15 protein-coding genes and 3 pseudogenes are annotated in these 20295 nt (G+C 40.3%); 4 read left to right on the top strand and 14 right to left on the bottom strand.

The features are described 5' to 3' along the window. Positions 1 to 476: 476 nt before the first annotated feature. From sigW to ON01_RS08510, 11 genes and pseudogenes are all read right to left on the bottom strand, one after another. Complete coding sequence (gene sigW / locus ON01_RS08560) at positions 477 to 1043, bottom strand: RNA polymerase sigma factor SigW (RefSeq protein WP_010530615.1); 567 nt, start codon at positions 1041 to 1043, stop codon at positions 477 to 479. A 136-nt stretch (positions 1044 to 1179) separates the two neighbouring features. Next, entirely contained in the window at positions 1180 to 1386 is a 207-nt protein-coding gene (locus ON01_RS08555) for a hypothetical protein (RefSeq protein ID WP_010530614.1), read from the bottom strand. 421 nt (positions 1387 to 1807) lie between these two features. Further along, complete coding sequence (locus ON01_RS20225; RefSeq protein WP_029329063.1) at positions 1808 to 2020, bottom strand: transposase; 213 nt, start codon at positions 2018 to 2020, stop codon at positions 1808 to 1810. 47 nt (positions 2021 to 2067) lie between these two features. Beyond that, positions 2068 to 2238 (bottom strand): annotated as a pseudogene (locus tag ON01_RS20220) (IS5/IS1182 family transposase); the annotation flags it as partial. Between the two features lie 99 nt (positions 2239 to 2337). Next, complete coding sequence (locus ON01_RS18560; RefSeq protein ID WP_029329062.1) at positions 2338 to 2748, bottom strand: hypothetical protein; 411 nt, start codon at positions 2746 to 2748, stop codon at positions 2338 to 2340. A 288-nt stretch (positions 2749 to 3036) separates the two neighbouring features. Beyond that, positions 3037 to 4782 (bottom strand): class I adenylate-forming enzyme family protein, encoded by a 1746-nt coding sequence (locus ON01_RS08545; RefSeq protein ID WP_010530613.1) that lies wholly within the window; start codon positions 4780 to 4782, stop codon positions 3037 to 3039. Positions 4783 to 4846: 64 nt separating this feature from the next. Then, a complete protein-coding gene (locus ON01_RS08540; RefSeq protein WP_010530612.1) occupies positions 4847 to 6106 on the bottom strand; it encodes a beta-ketoacyl-[acyl-carrier-protein] synthase family protein in 1260 nt (419 codons plus the stop codon). A 1506-nt stretch (positions 6107 to 7612) separates the two neighbouring features. Next, on the bottom strand, positions 7613 to 7801 hold the full coding sequence (locus ON01_RS08525) for a hypothetical protein (protein ID WP_010530610.1): 189 nt from the start codon (positions 7799 to 7801) through the stop codon (positions 7613 to 7615). Positions 7802 to 8060: 259 nt separating this feature from the next. Then, positions 8061 to 9380 (bottom strand): group II intron reverse transcriptase/maturase, encoded by a 1320-nt coding sequence (ltrA, locus tag ON01_RS08520; protein WP_040912405.1) that lies wholly within the window; start codon positions 9378 to 9380, stop codon positions 8061 to 8063. A gap of 1248 nt (positions 9381 to 10628) precedes the next feature. Next, a pseudogene (locus ON01_RS08515) lies at positions 10629 to 11908 on the bottom strand (reverse transcriptase domain-containing protein); the annotation flags it as partial. Between the two features lie 394 nt (positions 11909 to 12302). Further along, a pseudogene (locus tag ON01_RS08510) lies at positions 12303 to 13028 on the bottom strand (reverse transcriptase domain-containing protein); the annotation flags it as partial. A gap of 124 nt (positions 13029 to 13152) precedes the next feature. Between ON01_RS08510 and istA the strand changes: the two are divergent. From istA to ON01_RS08490, 4 genes are all read left to right on the top strand, one after another. After that, the gene (gene istA, locus ON01_RS08505) at positions 13153 to 14736 is read left to right on the top strand and encodes an IS21 family transposase (protein ID WP_010530605.1); all 1584 of its coding nucleotides are present in this window, start codon (positions 13153 to 13155) and stop codon (positions 14734 to 14736) included. Beyond that, positions 14733 to 15512: an IS21-like element helper ATPase IstB gene (istB, locus tag ON01_RS08500; protein ID WP_010529048.1), complete on the top strand. Its 780-nt coding sequence runs from the start codon at positions 14733 to 14735 to the stop codon at positions 15510 to 15512. The genes istA and istB overlap by 4 nt, the downstream gene beginning before the upstream one ends. Before the next feature lie 407 nt (positions 15513 to 15919). Continuing rightward, the gene (locus ON01_RS08495; protein WP_010530604.1) at positions 15920 to 17263 is read left to right on the top strand and encodes an aminotransferase-like domain-containing protein; all 1344 of its coding nucleotides are present in this window, start codon (positions 15920 to 15922) and stop codon (positions 17261 to 17263) included. A 161-nt stretch (positions 17264 to 17424) separates the two neighbouring features. After that, the gene (locus ON01_RS08490) at positions 17425 to 17847 is read left to right on the top strand and encodes a VOC family protein (RefSeq protein ID WP_029329060.1); all 423 of its coding nucleotides are present in this window, start codon (positions 17425 to 17427) and stop codon (positions 17845 to 17847) included. A 105-nt stretch (positions 17848 to 17952) separates the two neighbouring features. Here the strand turns inward: ON01_RS08490 and ON01_RS08485 are convergent, their stop codons facing one another. From ON01_RS08485 to ON01_RS08475, 3 genes are all read right to left on the bottom strand, one after another. Then, a complete protein-coding gene (locus tag ON01_RS08485) occupies positions 17953 to 18681 on the bottom strand; it encodes a GNAT family N-acetyltransferase (protein ID WP_010530602.1) in 729 nt (242 codons plus the stop codon). A gap of 496 nt (positions 18682 to 19177) precedes the next feature. Continuing rightward, complete coding sequence (locus ON01_RS08480) at positions 19178 to 19570, bottom strand: hypothetical protein (protein WP_010530601.1); 393 nt, start codon at positions 19568 to 19570, stop codon at positions 19178 to 19180. 246 nt (positions 19571 to 19816) lie between these two features. Next, positions 19817 to 20086, bottom strand: coding sequence for a hypothetical protein (locus tag ON01_RS08475; protein ID WP_010530600.1), 270 nt, complete (start codon positions 20084 to 20086; stop codon positions 19817 to 19819). Positions 20087 to 20295: the final 209 nt, after the last annotated feature.

Raw genomic sequence — 20295 nt, 5'->3', positions numbered from 1 at the left:
GGTGTGACTTAAAACATCTATTCAAAAAACCAAATACAGCTGCCAATGTAATGATAATAAATCGCAACCCACAACGAGTTCATATTATCATCTTGTTTGTAAATTGAACTTCGATTACCGCGCCTTTTTTTGAATAACCATCTTGCGTAAACAGTACCATTTACCCCATGAAAATGGTATTTTCCTAAATAACTACCGTTAAATGTATACGACAGCCGCATCGAATATGATATAATAAGTAAAGGTAGTACCCCCCCTTTTGAATAAACGAATAAAAGACTGTGGACTTTGCAATGACAATGTCCGGTATAATGACATCTTTCCATCGAGCGATGGCATTTAAAAAAGATAGCTCCTTTCATGAGTTACATGCTTTGAGAGGAGCTATCTTTTTCGATTCACATTCATAACAAGCGATTACGAGCGGAAAACGACTTTATTGTTACTGGTTACTACGTAGTGAGTGAATCCCGTAATTATGGTACAGGTTCTAAATGCTTGCATAATGTTTCACGACCACGGTGCACTCTTGTTTTTACCGTTCCAATAGGAATCTGCATGATGTCACTAATCTCCCTCAGTGACAAATCTTCCATATATTTCAATACAATGGCCGAGCGATATTCTGGTGCTAACTGAAAAACTGCTTTCTGTACAGTATCCTGTAATTCCATTCCGATTACTTGATCCTCCGGTAATTGATGATTGTCAGGAATCCGGGTATACATCGTCATACCTTCCGCACCAGCCACTTCAGCATCTAAATAATAATCCGGCTTTTTCTTTTTCAACCGATCAATTGTTAAATTTGTGGCAATGCGGAATAACCAGGAAGAAAATTTTTTATTGCTGTCATGACTGTTAATGTTCTGATAAGCTCGCAAAAAGGCTTCTTGGGCAAGATCTTCTGCTTCATAGCGGTTTCTGATTAGTCGGAAACAGATTCGGTAAACCTCATGTTGGTAGAGCTTGATTAACTCACTAAAAGCAAGTTGGTTTCCTTGTTTCACCTTTTTGACCAGACATTTGACTGTATCGTTCATTGGGCTACCCCCACACCTGTGAGCACTGATTCAATTTTAACATGATTTCATTCCGCAAAATCATCCAATAATGCGATTTTATACCCTGTCATCTATTCCGTTTTTTCGCCCTTAAAGGTACTATATACAACATAAACTAGAATTGGGTGAAGATGTATGCAGCAAAGCTTACAATATAAAGAGCAAATAGTCCTAATGCGGACTTGGTCCACTTGTTACCCAAAAAGGATGTTTTATGTTTTTCAGAAAAGACATTTTGAAGAAAATTTAAGATGCTGGTCAAGAATAGAACAAAGCATCCACCTAATGAAACCAAAGCAATGATCATTGTTATCTGTTCCAACGGAAACCCTCCTTGCAAAGCATTTGTAATTCAAAATAAAGGATAAGAAGGATTATGTAACATCGATTTACCTTACCTCTTTCTTACAATTCTGTAAGAAAGGAAAGTGGCCAAGATATATTTACTTAAAAGGACAAGACATTATTCCATAATCTGGCCCTTCGTATATAAGCAAAAACGGCGCAAGTCTTATTCCGGTATGGCGCCCGAAACAATCTTTTCAGATATATAAGCTGGTGTTACTGAACAACCTAACTATCTATAATTCACTTATTCATGGCATCTATTTTATCAATACCATAGGTTTGCTTGCTCTAGTAGCTAATCCAAATAGGACAACTGGCAGTACAAAGGGGCTACTTAGGGTCTACTGAATAACCAGTGTTACAAAAATTCAATTACTCAAATACTGTAAAGATGATTATTTTTTCTTGAAAGTGTCACATGGAAAATAAACAAAAAAGCGAAAACCCCGAAGGATCTTTCCGATGTTCATCATGAGTAAACTGATTGATATGGCTGTCTCGCTTGTGCCCTGAAGGCATGCTGAAATAAGACCCACCCCATACGTGCGCTTGCCTTCTCCAAATTTTCCTTCGATCGCGTTCCGCTCGGAGACATCCTGACGCTCCACCCGCTTTTGGGCCGCGTTAATCTGTTCATCCTGGACGGTCTGCCAAGCTTCGGACCACTCAGGCGAATTCTGCGTTTCTTGCAGTATTTACGGTTTTCGCGTGTCCGATAGATGGTATCGGCTAATACGGCCTCCGGATAATGTCCATGGCGTTCTTGATACTTTTGAACCGAGTCCCGCAACCGGGTGCCTTCGTGATAGGGATCCCACGACAACACATCCAGAAAAGCACACCCTTCTACGAGGCTGACAGATAGTTTGGCACCAAATTCGACACGGGCGTTTGTCTTTCCACGCACAACGGGACGAACATGGGGTTAGTTGATACTGACGATACGGTCTTCGATGCTTGAGCTTTTTGTTTCAAACATGATGGCTTGTTGGCGATACAATTCTTGAATGACCAGAAGATCTCGATATTTCTTTTTATTTAACCTGTGGAGACCAGCCCCCATGGTAAGTATCCTAACATGTTTCAAGTTACGGCGAACATAGCCTAGCTGCTGATGAATGCCTTTCCAGATTTTATCTGGACTAGGCTTGCGTTGTTTGGGCAGAGATAGATACTGTTTGCGCGCTCTACGCCGATACGTGCGGGGTTTACGCTGTTGGCCCACCAATGGCCCATTAAGTGTATCGATGATACTCTCAAGCTTTTCACGGGCTTCATTCAGTGACCCTATATCGGTCGGATAAGCAATATCTGAAGGAGCACAAGTGGCATCCAACAAGAGCTTACCCTGATTGGACGATGGCTCATTCTGATTCCCTTTCGGCTGGCTTGATCCACCTCCGGTTGCAGAAGGAGGGCCATCATCATGATCCGATGGATCATGTTTCGACCGCTTTTGAGATTTTGTTTTCTGTTGTCCTTCAACGATACGCTCATTGAGATCGTTGACAAAATCAACGTCAAAACGCTTGCGGAAATGCGTTATCGAGGAAGAATCAAACGGTGCTTTTTCCTGAAAAGCATGCAGGCCGATGAAGTAATGGAAAAAAATAAGGTCCCCAAGTTACATAAGAAAATCTTCGGCGTGTTTGGACAACTTTTCCTTGGCAATTGTCTGCAGCTTGAATTTTTGAATCTTTCCCGTTCCGGTTAATGGCCAGTCATTGGCTGTAACAAACCAAACATAACGCGGGATTTTAAAACGGGCAACGCGCTCTTTGCACCATTCCCTGATTTCACGCTTCGTACAGTGAACACCCTGCTTTAATTCAATAAAGGCGGCACCGGCTTCCGTTGTCAATTTATCAGGAACACCGATGATATACACTTGGTTAACCGCTGAATGAAGCGAAATGACGTCTTCTATTTCTTTGGGAGCAACCGTTTCACCAGATACTTTGTAAAGATCCTTGCTTCTTCCAAAAAGCTGAATATAACCCTGTTTGTCGATTTGACCCAGGTCCCCACTACGGAGGAAGCCGTCATGATTGATTGCAAAGGCGGTTTCCTCAGGGTTTTTGTAGTATCCAGGAGTAACAACATTCCCGCGCACTGCAAGTTCACCAACTGACCCCTCTGGCAAATCAGCACCGGTATCCGGATCAATCACTTTATACATTACACTTGCAGAACCAAATTCTGGATCACCTGCTGCACCAGCTAATTTGATTTTGCCGACTTTCGTGGAAATAATGTCCAGCGAATCACCGATTTCAGTCAGCATAGTCGTGGAAGAGGCCTCCGTTCCCCCACATCCTGTCCCAATTTCCGTTACCTGTAATGCTTCGACAGCACGTTTCCAAAGTGGTACAGGAGAAGGAGCAGCACAACATAAAAGTGCATATAGATGATCCAGCTGGAACGTTTTACATTCGGACCGATTCAACATGGCGACAAGCATGGATGGCACTGCAAGAAAGTCATGGACTTGATACTTTTCCATCAACCCAAAGGCTTGCAATGGAGAAAAACCAAGGCAGGTGACCATAGTTCCGCCGACAAATGAAACCGCGAACAGACCTTCCTGAAGAAAATAGACATGATAAAAAGGTAATGGAGCGAAAATACGTCTGCCGTCTTCATAAGCCCTACTCAAACAAGTCGCAAACCCCGAACGTAACATCATTTCATCGGTTAGCATTACCCCTTTTGGCAATCCTGTTGAACCAGACGTATAAATAATCGCAACACAGTCGTCAGGCTCATCTACTTCCTGCCACCGTTGATCCACCTCATAGTCAGAAACAGTATCCGCTCCCGAAATAAAATCCGACCAACCGATAAAACCATTTGGTACGGGAGCATCTGCATTTGGTATACAAACAACCTGTTTGAGATAACTATTAGGTGATGCGTTAAGGTTTTCGGCAATCCTTTTAATCACTTCCGCATGGTTTTTCTTCCCTGAAAATTGATGGAACAACAACCAATTCGTATCAGATTGCCTGATGATATAAGTTAATTCCTCCTCCCGAAGCTGTGTGTTTATTGGAACGACAACTGCTCCAACAATGGAAGCAGCAGTGAACAAAGCAAGATAATCAGGATGATTAGTCATCAGGATGGCAACATGATCTCGACGTTTAACCCCCATGCTAAGAAATGCCTTTGCATATAAAAAAGATCTCTTCCACATTTCTCCATACGTCATAACATGGTCTGGCATCACGATAAGCGGGCGATCATGATACATGTGACATTGCTTTTTAAAATGGGTGGCAAGGCTATTTTTTTCCCATACCGGAAATTGTTCTTCTAAAGCTCGCCGTCTTTCCAGAACAGAAGGGATGGTTTGCTGGTTGCTTGACATCGTATCATCCTCCATTTTACGTAATTGGAAAACTTGCCTATGTCTTCTTTGTCATTGCTGAATATCAAGGGGCTTGCCAAATTAAAATACCATTTTGGCCACCAAAGCCAAATGAATTACTCATCGCCGTTGTAATACGTTGTTTTCGACTTTTATTTGGTACCACATCGGGCGGCGTTTTCTCATCCCGTTTTTCACAATGTAATGTAGCGGGAATAATTCCTGATTCCAATGCTTTGATACACGCTGTACTTTCAATCGCACCTGCAGCGCCAAGTAAGTGGCCGATGCCTCCTTTAATCGAGCTGACCGGAATTGAATCCAACTTTTTGCCAAATATCGATTGTAATGCTGTTGTCTCTGCAGCATCCCCAGCAAGAGTTGAAGTCGCATGCGCGTTCACATAATCAATGTCGGAGGCAGTTAACTGTGATGAACGAAGAGCCCGCTTAATGGCTAAAGCAGCACTGTAACCTTTTGGATCCGGCGCCGTATCATGATGGGCATCATTGGATGCCCCATAACCTTTTAATGTGGCATATATATGGGCACCACGCGCTTTGGCACGTTTTAGTGGCTCGAGCACAAACAATGCTGATCCTTCCCCCATTATCATCCCCGTCCGATTGACATCAAATGGACGTGACCATGTAGTTGGGTCGTCCGGACCTTTCACTGCCAAAGCACCCGCATCACGCAATCCTGATAAGAAAACATTGGACCATAAGCTATCAACTCCACCCGCTATTACGAAATCAACATCATCACGAAAAAACCAGAACATGGACTCACCAATCGCATTTGCCGAAGCCGCACAAGCGGTCACATAGGTAACAGATGGTCCATGGAAACCATATTGCATAGAAATGGTGCTGGATGCTGCATTGGGAATCGCCTTGGAAATCATTCGCGGTCCGACCCGCTTGGAATTTCCAGTTGCTAGTTTTTTGGAACCAGATTCAAGGGATTGAATACCGCCAAAGGCTGTGCCAATTGCGCTCCCGACTCGATCCGGATCAATTCCGGAAACAAGGGTCTCCCCATCCTTGTTTAACAGTTGTGCATCGGTTAATGCTTCTTTTGCCGCAATCAGGGAAAGTTGGGTAAAATAATCCGTATTTTTGGTAAGTTTTTTTGGAAGAAATTGCAATGGATCAAAATTAGGAACACGAGCTCCTACCGGGGAATAACTGCGTAGTTGTTTATCCTCAATTTCATCTACTGCCGAACGATTGGCAGTTACATTTTCCCAAAAGGTTGGAATACCCACACCATATGGTGACACGGTCCCCATTCCAGTTACAGCTATTGTTGATTGGTTCATATAAAACTCCCTAAGGTTTGACGTAGTTGTAACCCTTGTATGTTCATATAGGACAATGTTTTCCGTGATTCTATCATTTGTTTTGGGCTACTAAACTCACTTAACATGAGGTTAAAAGATATTGAAAATGGTTATTATGAACATAATTATAACGAATAAAATGATTGGACTCAAACAGGTCCCATTGCAGATACCTAGTAATTCAATTCAAAAATATTATAAATATATGGTGTTTTGTGGTACCCTAGTGCTAAAGACATTTTGGGAGAGGATACCATGCCATTCAAACGAAGAAAAGCTGAACTTCATTTATCGTAGGAAAATCGTGATTTTTTAGAGAAAATCAATCAGTCCCGCACAGAGGAAGTACGCCGTGTACCTCGTATATATTTTTTAAGTACATATACCTTAATTTTAACACAGGCGAGTATCTTGATCTTCCAAATAATTAAATAACTCAGAAAAAATGAACTCAATATTTATTCCGTTAAATGCCCTCATGTATGGAACAGGCGCTAAGACTTATTCAAGAATGGCGCCCGTTCGTATTCTTGAACAAGCTTTTCTGATATTAGTTTGTATAATTGAACAATTAGGTTTTATCTAACCAAATTCAGATCTTTCTTCTTGCTTAGTTTTTTTGATAATACGTTCGCTGATAAACCCCACTAATATCCCAGCAGTGATTGGTAGTAGCGAAATCTCAAAATATGGCAATGACATTCTAAATACAAGAAAATCAACATCAGCAATATTCCCTATCAAATAAAGCAAAATCATCGTTCCAATAGAGGTAAGCAACGGAATCCAAAAAGGTTTATTCAGAAAAAACCACCTTTATTAAAATCAATATGCTTATAAGAAGTCTTATTCCATTAAATAACCAGATTCATTCAGAAGGAAGTAACCTTATTCGATTACTGCGCCCGATCGTATTATATGGTCAGCCGGTCATTGAACTGGTTGACCTATTTTTTATAGGTCTCATTGATGAACAGTTTCTCACTATATATAAAATAGTTACTATTGTATTTTTACTATATGCTGGTTTCTTGAAGCTCTCCTATTTTTAATTTGGATGAACAGGGGTAATAAGCCAAAAAATCCTATAATACAGAACAAAGAAATTCCAATTATTAATCCTAGGCTTATCCCTATGTTGGCTAATAATCCTTTCTCATTTTTTTCGTAAAGCTATTATACCTAGTACTATGGAAACAGGGACACTTATTGGTACTAAGTATACAGTTAGCTTTAAATAAATTGGTAGTGCATTGGAAAAAAATGAAATAATTACAGCAAAAGAAGAAAAAATCCCCAATCCAAAAGATGTATAGCTCAACCAAGAGTACTTTTTCTCATCTTGCAACATTATCCCCGACCTTATTGTCCATTAGTATTACAAAAGAGTTATCTCACAAAATGGCCCTTATGTATGGAACGGGTGCCAAGTCTTTTTCCGGAACGGCCCCTTTTACAGAAGACGAATAAATAAAATTTAACCACCTATATAGCCATAGACTTTCGCATAATTATACTTTGCTTTAATTGTAATGCATTTTCAACCTGATTCTTTTCAAGCATCTCATAAACTAAAATGCCTACAATTACGCAACCTATAAACAGAGAAACCACTAGAATAATTGATAAGATAATATCCCATTTATCAACTTCATAATCTTCATCCTTATTCATCTAATCACCCTCTTACTTTTTAGCTTAATAAAATCTTCTCAAATCCCCACCATTTTCAAAACAAGTTATTCCGCAAAATGGCCCTTTCGTATTACGCAGGATTGGGAGCCAAGTCTTATTCTGGAATGGTTAGCAATAGGTAAGCCTTTGAGGTTATCTCCAGCTTTTCCTCCAGGTAGAAGGGACACTCAGTTGGTGGCCTCAACCCCCACAGAACCCGGCGTGCAGATTTCCCGCACCGGGCTCTTCAGAAATGGTTTCACAGCCGTACGTACCCTTTCAATTTTCCATATGGAATTGAAAGTTTCGGACGTACCAATGGAAACAAGGACTTAATATGCTGGAATTTCTCCCAGTTTACATATCCTTTCCGACTCCGGCTACTCAACATCTTTCGCCAATACTTTTCAGTTTCATTGTATAGCCTGCATAGTGATTCTAAATTTCCTGCTACACCGTAATAATTATAGTGCCCTTGTAGCTTTTGGTTGATTTTGATTACTTGATCCTGTATCGGCCAATGTCGAATGTACCGCAAAGTTTCCTGCATCTTTGTAACACTTCTTTTCAACCTACTCTTTTCCGTCTTTCGTCCCACCATAAAGTTTCCTCTCTTGTTTTGGGTGCAGTAGTGTGTAAACCCCAGAAAATAAATGGTGTTTAACTTCTTTCCCCATTCTTTGGCATGCTTCTTGGCAAACCGCCCAAACTCAACTAATCCCGTTTTGTCGGGTTCTAACCTGAGCTCAAATTTACCCAATCGACGCTGGAGTGCGTCGTGAAAACGTCTGGCATCGGCACGATACTGAAAACAGACAATAAAATCATCAATGTTCCGAATAAGATAAGCTTCTCCTTTAAGCTTTGATTTGACACTCTTTTCGAACCACAGATCCAAAACGTAATGAAGATAAATATTGCTTAACAAAACACTGATTGACCCACCTTGCGGGGTTCCCTGTTTGCTTCTTACAATCTCTTCATTTTCCATAACCCCTGCCTTTAACCATCGTTGTATAAGGCTAAGAATTCTCGGATCTCCGATCCGATGCCGGACGAATTTCATCATCCACTCATGATCAAGACTGCCAAAGTAATTCTTCAAATCTGCTTCAAGAACCCAGCCAACTTTCTTACCGGATATGATTTCATTGAGTGTAGCCAATGCATGGTGGGCGCCACGTCCTGGTCTTCCACCAAATGAACAGTCCAGAAAGTCCTGCTCATAAATGGCCGAAAGCATGTGTGCTGTACTTCTTTGTAACGCACGATCAGCCACTGCAGGCACACCAATTGGACGCTTTTCCGTTTTTCCCGGCTTAGGTATCCAAACTCGACGCACCGCAGGCGGTTTATAACCTTTCTGATGGATATCACGCATCATCTTATCAGCCCATAACGGAAAATTCCTTTGGGCTTCGGTAGCTGTTACCCCGTCTATCCCAGGTGCTGTATCCTCTGGCATATGATGGAGACTTTTCCAAATCAGTTCCTTTGTGACATGGTGAGTCAAAGACGTAAATTGTAGTGTTGGTTCCTTCTTTGCTTTCACTGCTATTCTTTCTAATTTCGTTGTCATGACTGGGTTTCCCCTCCCTTTGTATGAAGGCCCGTATCCTCCCATTGAATGGAGCCCATGTTTCCTTAGAAAAGATTCCATTTCTGCTGACCGCTTCCCCACGTAATAGGCTCTCCCTACTTCAGAGTACTATCAGTCAGTAAGACTTCTGACAGACCTTCGAGTTTTCCTCGCTTTGTAAGGCTTGTCCAACTCTATCCGCTTTCCTGCGGAAGCCTGTCAGACCTCCCTTGTTCCCAAAGAGCCCATTTGATGACATGCCGTAGGTACGAACCCCGGAAGCAACGAAACATCTCCTCGCCTTTACCGGTGATGCCGCTTCTGCCTTCCCCATAGCAAGACCAGGTCGGCTGCTTCACAATTCGTGTGATTTCGGGGCTAATTATCCTTTTCACTTTATTCCGGCCTGTTCATCTCCCTGTCTACGCTTCGCCGTGTATGTTGCCATATCACCACGCAAGACTCGGTACATGACTGCTGGCTAAGCTTTATCAAGGCAGCCATTTCAGGCTGCATGCGCTCTTCGAGCTTGCAAGGCGCAACCTGCTCCACACCAAGACGTGCTAGTTTCCCAGCATCCGGCGCTCCATCTAACGATATGTACTAGGTGATAAGTTCCTCGTTAACTTCAGAAAAGAGGAAAACTATCGTCCAAACAGAAAACTCTTGTCTGAAGCTCGCACTGTGTAAAATCACACATTCCTACCCGATCGGCGCGATAAACGCTTGGAAAACCATCGTTCCATTCGCTAGACTTGGGGCTGTTCCTCCACTTCCATTACAGAAGATTCACAGGTCGTACCCCTACCTTCACAAGGATAAATACCTTTCAGCATATGCCTTATAGTACCGTTTCGGATGACAGTCCTTGTTTCAACGTCCCTTGCTTCCCAAGTCCCTTACAACGTAGCTATCCATACTGGACGTAGGTGCTTCCTTTAAGCCTGTGAGCTGGATACCGCCTTTGTTCGGTATAGCGTATTTCAGAGGGCGCATTTTTACTCTACACCACTCACGTCATCGTTGGATGACACATAAGTTTCCCTATGTTTTAACTCTAGACCCGTAATAACGATAGGTAACCTACTAAGTGTAAAACTCTTACGAGTTCCATTCTCTTTTCAGTTTTCCCTCGTCCCACACCGTGCGTGAGACTTTCACCTCACACGGCGTTCCCTCGAAAATTATGTTTTCTTTATCATTCAATCATGATTTATCCTTTGGACTATTTGAGTTTCTATTTTGTATTTAGAACAACGTTAGTTGTTCATATCTAACTTCATTGTTGAAAATATCTAAATCATTTCCTTTTTCATTAATACGATTGTTCCCCACCAACACTCTTAATTTATCCAGTTTTTCAATAGCTTTTTTATTCAGATTTAACCTTTTCAGAAGAGTCCTTATGATTGTTGTTTTTGTTGCGTGTATTAGCTTGTGAACATCTGATTTGATTAGAGTTAGGTTTTGGTAGCTGTCATCGTGTGCTATATGCCACGGTATTTTATGGTGACAATGCATGTCTAATAGATCTAACTGCTCGCCAGTAACCGAACATTTTCCGTTCTGAGCCACATAAAGCGATAAGCGATTGTCGTTGTATTCTACCGTTGCTCTACCTATCAATACAGGGTGTTCCCGTAACCACTTAAGTTCTGTTTCGGATACGTTTGTTAGATTCTTATGAATTAACTTTCGTCCTTCTTCAGTGTACTTGTTGATAGAGTTACGTTTCATCATTGGTTTTTTATTTCTAACATCGGCTAGATGAAGTACTGGATTTTTCATAAGGTATCGAGTGTAATTGTTCTCTCGTTTAGTATACTTCGTTATCCCTTTGTCTTTGCCCCTATACTCCCCATATCTAGTAAACCCATTTGCATTCTTGTCGTTCGGTTTGCTTTTTGGAAATCGGTTGTACATTTGCTTCAGCAGTTCGTGACCTACTTTTTTCAGGTCTAGGTTCACATGCGTAGCGATTTCATAATAATTATGTATTCCAATTATCATGCTGTTGTATTTTGCGATTTCCCTAATGCAATTTGAGCTGTTTGGGGTTTTTTGTATCTTTTTAATTTGTTCAATTAGTTTCGCTTTCTCTGTTTTTATTGCTTTTTGGGACATATGTGTTTCTGCTACGTATTTTGTTGTACCTGTTTTCGTTCTGCCTTTGCTTTAAGCGCGAATCCTAAGAATTCACTTTTTCGCTTCTTTAAGTTTGTTACCTTCGACTTCTCTTTTGAGATTGGTAACTTTAGGCGCTCTTCTAACCACATTTGCACAGCTTTAAATATCTTCTCTGCGTTGCTTCGAGTAGTTGTGAAGATTTTGAAATCATCTGCATAACGCACAATGTACATTGGCTTCAACTTGGTTTTCTTCAAGGCTCTGTTGTCTCTACCTGTTCTACCTTCTTTGTTTTTATATTTGAAGCTATACCGTGTCTTCGCTGTTTCCCATTGGTCACTTATCCACCAGTCAAACTCATTTAGGTTGACGTTGGCTAATAAGGGACTGAGTATCCCCCCTTATGCAAAGAAAGTAATTATGCAAAGTAATCGATTAAAATCCTTGTATTTCAATGATCCTATTCATTTTTCTTAGCATAATATCCGAAGTATCGCAAAATGCCAAAGCCTCGAATGCTTCAAGCGAAAGACTACATCGAATAGATCCATGATGATGCAGGAAATGCTACAACTTGGTAATACTCATTCACTATGTCCGTAATTTTCCCGGATGTCGATCTGAAATGACAGAAGTATCCTGACTTAAATAAAAGCGATGGGACATTGGTTTTTTGGTTTTCTGGAGTAAAAGAACCCTGAAATTATGCAAAGTAAATGGAATGAAAAGCCCGTATTTATAGGGAATATAAATATTACTTTGCATAACGCTTAACTTTGCATAAGGCGGATTATGCAAAGCTTCGCATAATCCTCCTTGCGGGGTTCCTTTTGTTGGATTAACGACTTTCCCATTTTCCAACTGTATCGGTGCCTTTAATATCTTTCGTAGTATAACCAGTAGCTGTTTATCTTGTATCCCGATCGTCCATAATTGACGCATCAGTTTTACATGATTTACCTCATCGAAGAAACCTTTAATGTCCACATCAACCACATACATTAAGTTTGTTTGGTTTATTTTGAAGTTTGCATCTGCGATAGCGTGTTCTGTACTTCTATTCGGTCTAAAACCGTAGCTTCTAGTGTTAAATTTGGCTTCACATATTGGTTCCAAGACTTGCAATATACATTGTTGGACGAGTCTATCCCAAAACGATGGTATTCCAAGGGGTCTCGTTTGCCCGTTTTGTTTTGGAATATCCTTCCTACGAACTTTTCTTGGTTGGTAGTTGTTGAAACGATTTTCTATTTTCCTTAGAAGTTGATCTTGGGATATCCGTTCAATCGTCTCTATGGTTGTTCTATCCACCGAAGGTGTGTAACTTCCTTTGTTTCGCTTAATATTTCTATAAGCAAGAAGGATGTTATCCTTTGACGTGATAGTCCTCATGAGATGCTTAAACTTTTTCCCTTCGTTAGACTTTTTGTACAATTCATCAAACACCGCTTGCATACCGTAGTATTCTGCATGTCTGTTTTTGTTGTCCTTGAGTACTCTGTCCTCAGATTTTTCATTCATGGTCTATCACCTTCCTTCATGAGAATGTATATGGTAACTTAAAAATCGACCACTATGTTCATTGAAAATCCGGCCAGTAGATTGATAATCTCACTTGTAAAATATACAAGTGGGGGCAGGAGAGATGATCACAATGAACCAGAAATACCAGGCATTAATTCTGTATGCACACGAAGGGAGGTCGATGCGGCAGATTGCGAGGGATACCGGTATCCACCGGGAAACCGTCAGTAAATACGTTAGGGAGTACGAAAAGAAACGTAGTCGTCTTATGGAGGGAGGCCAGCATGTTCATGTCGAGGCCCTGATTGAATCCTTGACGGAGAAACCCACTTATAAAACAGGTAACCGGGCTAAACGTAAGTTAACACCTGAAATCAAACAGCGGGTTCAGGAATTCCTTCAGGAAAACCGGGAAAAGCGTCACAAAGGACAAGCTAAACAACAAAAAACAATCATCGACATGTATGAGGCGTTGGAAGATGAAAAGATGGATATTAGTTACAGTAGCGTTCGGCGATTCGTGAGGCAGCTGGAACGCAGGCCCAAAGAGGCTTTTATTAAAGAGACGTACCTTCCTGGAGATGTTTGCGAATTTGATTGGGGAGAAGTCAAACTGACGATTGGCAGACAGATGCATACATTCCAAATGGCGGTATTTACACCGGCTTATGGAAATTACCGTTGGGCCTGCTTATTTCCCAAACAAACCACGGAGTGCTTCCAAGAAGCACATGCCCGTTTCTTTGACCATATAGATGGTGTTTACACGACCATTACCTATGACAACATGAAAGTGGCCGTCAAACGTTTGGCTGGTGATAAAGAGCCGACTGAGGGATTAATGCAACTTATGCTTTATTATGGTTTTGGATACCGGTTCTGTAATATACGCCGCGGTAATGAAAAAGGCCATGTGGAAAGGAGTGTGGATGTCGTCCGGCGCAAAGCATTTGCCTTTCAGGATACGTTTAATAGTTTGGAAGAGGCCAATCAATACCTGGAGGATGTGTGCCTAAACAAACTGAACGAGAAACCTTTTAGCCAATATGAAGGACAAACCCCCAGGCAGCGACTGGACCAGGAACGTGAACATCTTTTGCCAGCACCACCCAAATGGGACGGGGCTCGTGTTGATTATGTCCGGGTAGATAAATACGCTACCGTGATCATCGATCAAAACCGTTATTCGGTTCCGGATCATTTGGTTGGGGAAATGGTGATGGTGAAAGTTTACGCCGAGCGTATCCGTTGTTTTTATGAAGAAACATGTGTAGCCGATCATGAGCGATTAAGCGGCCACCATCGGTGGAATCTGGAACTCTCGCATATTTTAGAAACACTAAGAAAAAAGCCTGGTGCATTGGCGGGCAGTCTAGCCCTGCATCAGGCCGATCAAAAAATAAAAGAAATTTACAAGTCTTATTATACAGGTAAGGAACGTGATTTCATAGGATTATGTCATTACTTACGGGATGAAGGTAATCTCGATGACGTTTTAGCCAGTATTGACAGACTCGAATCTATCCATCCGCAACATGTGACGACTGATAAAATTAAAGTGATGTGTGACAAGCATAAGGAGAACCCCGGCCATACAAAACCATCATCGCAGGCCACAAAAACGATTAACGAACAGGCTCGGAATCATATGAAAGATTATGATCAATTATTTCAAATAGCACAACCAACGGAGGTGGCTCATTGACACTCAAAACCCAAAAGGAATGGCTCGCAGATGTTGAAGATTATGCGAAAGAACTAAAGTTGCCGATGATACGCAAACACGTGGCGGAGCATGCTTCAGAAGCCAATCTGCAGGATAGTGGTTATGAAGCGTTTCTGGCCCATCTTCTTCAGAAAGAGCGTGATGCACGCCGGGAATCCGCCCGATACAACCGTGTCCGTCGGGCTGCATTTAGTCAGAAAAAATACTTGGAGGACCTTTCGGTTCCAGACTTGCCAGAAGATGCTCAGAAGAAACTTAAAACCTTGAAATCCCTGGATTTCATCCGTGAAGGACGGAATGTCATTTTTTCAGGAAATTCCGGGACGGGGAAAACGCATCTATCTATCGGTTTGGGGATGAAGGCCTGTTTGGAAGGATTCAAAGTGTGGTTTACGAGTGTCCCCCTCCTTGTGAATCAAATCAAGGAAACACGGGCAGAGAACACCCTTCGAAACTTTCAAAGTCGGTTTGAAAAATATGACCTTGTGATTGCCGATGAAATGGGCTATATTTCATTTGATAAAGAAGGGGCTGAACAGCTCTTCACCCACCTTTCATTGCGGGCAGGTCGTAAGTCGACGATTATTACAACGAATTTATCTTTTGAACGCTGGGGCGAGATTTTTCAGGATGAGGTGATGACAGCAGCGATGATTGACCGGCTTACCCATCAGGCCCATATTGTTAATATGAACGGGAGCTCTTACCGTATGAAAGAAACCAAGGAATGGCTGGGAACTCAGGGTAGTGGCTAACCGTGAATATTACCTGCATAAGCAGCAAGCAGGCTTTAGAGGGGGGGATTAGTGTAATAAGACTCAGCTATTCATACACAGATATTGATGCCGATAAAGCCAATGAGATTAACTGTACCTTGAAAATTTCATAGATAGAGAGCTTATTGGACGGTGTTGACATGTAAGATATTTTTTGTGAAAAACACATGTGAACTATTCACAATTGGTCGGAAATTAAATGAACATTTGGCCGGATTTTGAGTTGACAAATACAATTTTGTTTAGGCAGCTAAAATATAAAACTATCAGAAGGCCTTCTTTCTCTTTCTGCTACCCTTAAGTTTAAGTATAATAAATAGCATACAAAATCTAAATGTTCTTTTTCTGGCACTGTACCCATACAGAAATGAGGAAAGGAGGACATCATGAAATATATAAAGATTATGAAGGAGATCGACCAACGGATAGTTGCAGGCAAACTAAATCCGGGAACAAAATTACCTTCCATAAGAGCATTATCTGACAAGCTGAAGTGCAGTAGAAATACAATTATTAAGGCTTATCAAGAAATGGAAAACAAACATATTATATACGCTGTACCCAAAAGTGGTTATTACCTTGTGGAGGGTTATCGTCCAGCGACAAAAGAGAAACAACAAATCGATTTTTTGTCTGCTGGCCCCGATAAACAGATAATGCCTTATCGTGACTTTCAGCATTGCATTAATCAGGCAATTGAAATATATAAGGAAGAAATGTTTACTTATTCGGAGATACAAGGACTGCATTCATTGCGCGTTCAACTGGCCAATCATTTGCAAGATTTACAGGTTTTTACTGTGCCGGAAAGAATTTATGTTGTGTCAGGTTCGCAACAAGCGCTTGACCTTTTTGTCTCGCTTCCTTTTCCCAATGGCAAAAACAATATTTGCCTAGAACAGCCAACTCATGCAGGGTTTATTGAATCGGCTCGACTTAAAAATGCTGATACATTTGGAGTAGAGGTTACTAGATCCGGCATAGACTTTCAGCGCTTAGAAGATATTTTTAAGCATAACAATATCAAGTTTTTTTACACGGTACCAAGGTTTCATAACCCTACTGGACACAGCTACACGAACGTTGAAAAGAAAAAGATCGTGGAATTAGCTCAAAAATATGATGTTTATATTATTGAGGATGATTACATGGGGGATCTCGATTTAGATATAAAAAAAGATCCTATGTTTGCTTACGACACCTCGGGAAGAGTGATCTATACGAAAAGTTTTTCAAAGGTTATGCTTCCTGGACTAAGGCTTGGTTTAACAGTTATTCCAGAAGAAATGAGGGGAACCTTTTTGCGAGCAAAATTCGCTGCTGATTTACATACACCCGTACTTACACAAGGTGCGCTTGAAGTCTATTTAAAAAGCGGAATGTTCCATACGCATATTCAAAAGATGCGAAGGATATATAGTAACAAAGGCTCACTTTTGCAGGAGGCGTATAAAAGATATCTGCCACCTTCGACGTCTTATTCAGGATCGGTATCAGGATTCTACTCCACTATTGAATTACCTCATCAGCTAAAAGCAAAAAGGCTCATTGAACACTTAAAGAAAAAGGATGTATATCTTGCCGATGCGAGAAAAATGTACCTACCGGAGTTCAAAAAAGAAAATATTCTTAGGCTCAGTATTTCCCAAGTTGATGATTCATCAATCAACATTGGTGTTCAAAAAATTGCAGACGGAATTCTGGAGTTGTTTAAAAGGAGAAATCTGTAAACCTGGTATCTATTCGAGAAGCGCTCCCGATTAAGGAATAACACATGATTAACAAAAAAGCACCGTTTTATGTTGTTTACTTTCAAAATAGCAATCGAAGAGAAATCAAAGCATCATTTAGATGCTACAATTGAAAAACAAAAACTAAGGAGTTGATCATGATAACAGTGAAACTTACCCCTTATTTAAATATGGAAGGGAATGCAAAAAAGGCGATTCAGTTTTATGAACAAGCAATCGGCGCCGAAGTCCTCTCAATTATGACTTACGGAGATATGTCAGAAATGCCTAATACTTTTACAGATGATTTGAAAGATCTTGTGGCACACGCAAAACTACAAGTTGGTGGATCGGAACTCATGTTTTCGGATGCTCCCGATTCTTCACCTATTGAAAAGGGCAAACAAGTAACAATTTGTATTTCAACGAATGATGTGGAAAAATCAAAACGAATTTTTGAAGCCTTGCAGCAAGACGGTAAATTCAATATGCCGTTTGGAGAAGAACCTTTTAGCCCCGGTTTTGGAGATGTAACAGACAAATTCGGTGTGACCTTTCAGGTTTATACTGAAATTCAAAACTGAAATAAAACTGGAGTGTAAGCCTTAATGCAAGCGCTCCAGTTTTATCACTCCCCATTAACTGGCCCAATTCAGGCATATGCTTATTCAATGACTGCGCCCGTTTACTTAAGATTGTCTTTCGAACACCCACATTTTAGATACATCTCGGTAACCTAGTTTTAGATATAAAGGATGCCCCATTTGACTAGATGCAAGGACACCTTTGACAGCACCTTCCTCCTTTGCATCCAAGAGCATTTTTTGGCAAAGTGCTTTAGCAATCCCTTTTCCCCTGTGAATTTCTGCGGTGAAAATTCTATCCAGACAAACAGTATTATCTAAAATCGAATATCGACCATGAGATGTAAGCTCTCCGTTCTCTTCACCAACATAATAATGCAGACATGGATCGTCCATTTTTTTAAGGTCAATAACTACTTTATCGAAAAAGTCATTGATATATTGTGCTTCCTCTTTTGTTTGGACTCTCCTTATAACCTTATCGCCTGTTTCAAAAGAATGGTCTTCCAAATCTAATATCATAAGATATTCTGAATTTGAAAACTTATATCCTTCAATATCGTTATTATCCGGCTTTTCATTGGTAAACACGGTCAGCCAATGCTCTTTCTGAGCAAATTGTTCATGTATCGTACTTATAACATGCCTAAGATTTGAATCCCAGACAAAAAATTCATTTGTTCTCCCAACAACTTCTGTACCAAAATTAACATGCTTCATGGTATCGAATTCATGAAGTTGAGTTGTCGGTTCACGACGACAATAAACCCAGCCTTGAACAAACAAGTTTACAACTTTTTTTAACGCTGCGTTTGAACCCAACATTTTTTCCATCAAAAAAACCTCCCAATTCACCTTGTTCAACAACCTAGAGGGCACTAAGACTTATTCCGGATAGGCGCCCGTTGATTGAGTAGACCATTTTCTGTTATTAGCTAATATCCACAAACATACAAAAGAACCGTGTAAATCATTTTTTCCTTCTCTTTTGTGAATTATAAAACACCCCAGAAAACGCGGCTATAAATATACCAGTGGAAACTGCTATCCATGCGCCTATTGACATTTAAATTCACCCTTTTCAAAAAATAGGAACTATATAAACATCGTAACACAGTTCGTTTTTTAGCTGAAAATGGCTTACTCCATTATTATTAGATTCTCGCGCCCATTTCTGGAAGACTATTCTATGTTCCAAATAACGTAATCCCTTAAATCAACCTACGATCCCGCAATCAAATAGCCCTATATACCAAAATAAGACGCAAATCATTACAAATCTGCGTCCTGATGAACAAACATAAATTGTATTTTCCTGTATTTTTGATTTTTATCCTAATTCCCTTTTTATTAATTTGAATCGTTCGTCAAGCATATTATGTGGATTGATATTTTTGGATGAAGCAACCTTAGTAGAAAAACTAGCAAAATTCAACCCTGCACCAAACATTTGTAAGGCTCCATCACTAAGGTTCCCTTTTTTAAATGCCTGTATTCCATCTTCAATAAAATTATTACTTTCGTCTAGATGACAATCTGCTATATACTTTTCACCCTGATGAAATAGTTCCAGGTTATCCAAAATTTGATTTGCTGTTTTTTCTGATATATCTGCATCGACATTTATAAGCATGTCGTTAATAGGCTTTACTAATTTTCCATATAAACTGTCATGTTCTTGACAACTAGCATCAATTTTTTCTCTCAATTCTTTTGAATTCATTGATATCCCTCCTATTTTCACTATAAAGTATGTTACCTTTTTTATGTTTTATCAAAAAATCTGCCTGGAATGGAGGAAAACATTGAAAGGACACATTTGTGAATATAATTGATTTCCTTACCATGTACATTCTGTTACTCCTATATGCAGTTTGGCGGTAATTTCTTATTAGAGATTAGCGCCCTTTTGAGGAAGACTGCCCAATATTACAGGTTGATAACTAGATATAATGAATAAAGATAACGACTAATCCAAAAAAGTACAAATTGATGAAATGAAAATGAATAAAGCCGCCAGTATAGTCGTTATAATTTGTTTTTTTTGACTCATTTCAGGATCGAAAAAACCGAACATGAATGCTCCTGCTACAAAAAATATAGTAGACATCAGCTCAAAATGTCCGGTAAGTGTAAAATAAAGTGATAAACCGACACCAGCTGTTAATATGATAATTCTACTAATTTCAAGCAATATATTTTTCCTCTTTGGCATGGCACGCTGTTGGTATATGTCCACTTTGTATACCTCCTTCAAAGTCATAATCAAAATTGATTTTTATTTTAACACATGGTTACTCAACAATATGGCTAATATACGGTGTTGGCACACTATTAGTGAATAGCGCCCGATGATTGAATAGTGTTTTTCTGATATTAGCTGGTCTTGCGGTATATTCAACCCACTTGATTATAAGTATTTTTCGCGTTAAAAATTCCGACTCTTCT

The sequence above is a fragment of the Lentibacillus jeotgali genome (genome assembly GCF_000224785.1).
GTDB classification, from domain to species: Bacteria; Bacillota; Bacilli; order Bacillales; family Amphibacillaceae; genus Lentibacillus; species Lentibacillus jeotgali.
The sequence above is the reverse complement of the archived record's forward strand: the minus strand, read 5'-3'. Positions and strand labels throughout refer to the sequence as shown.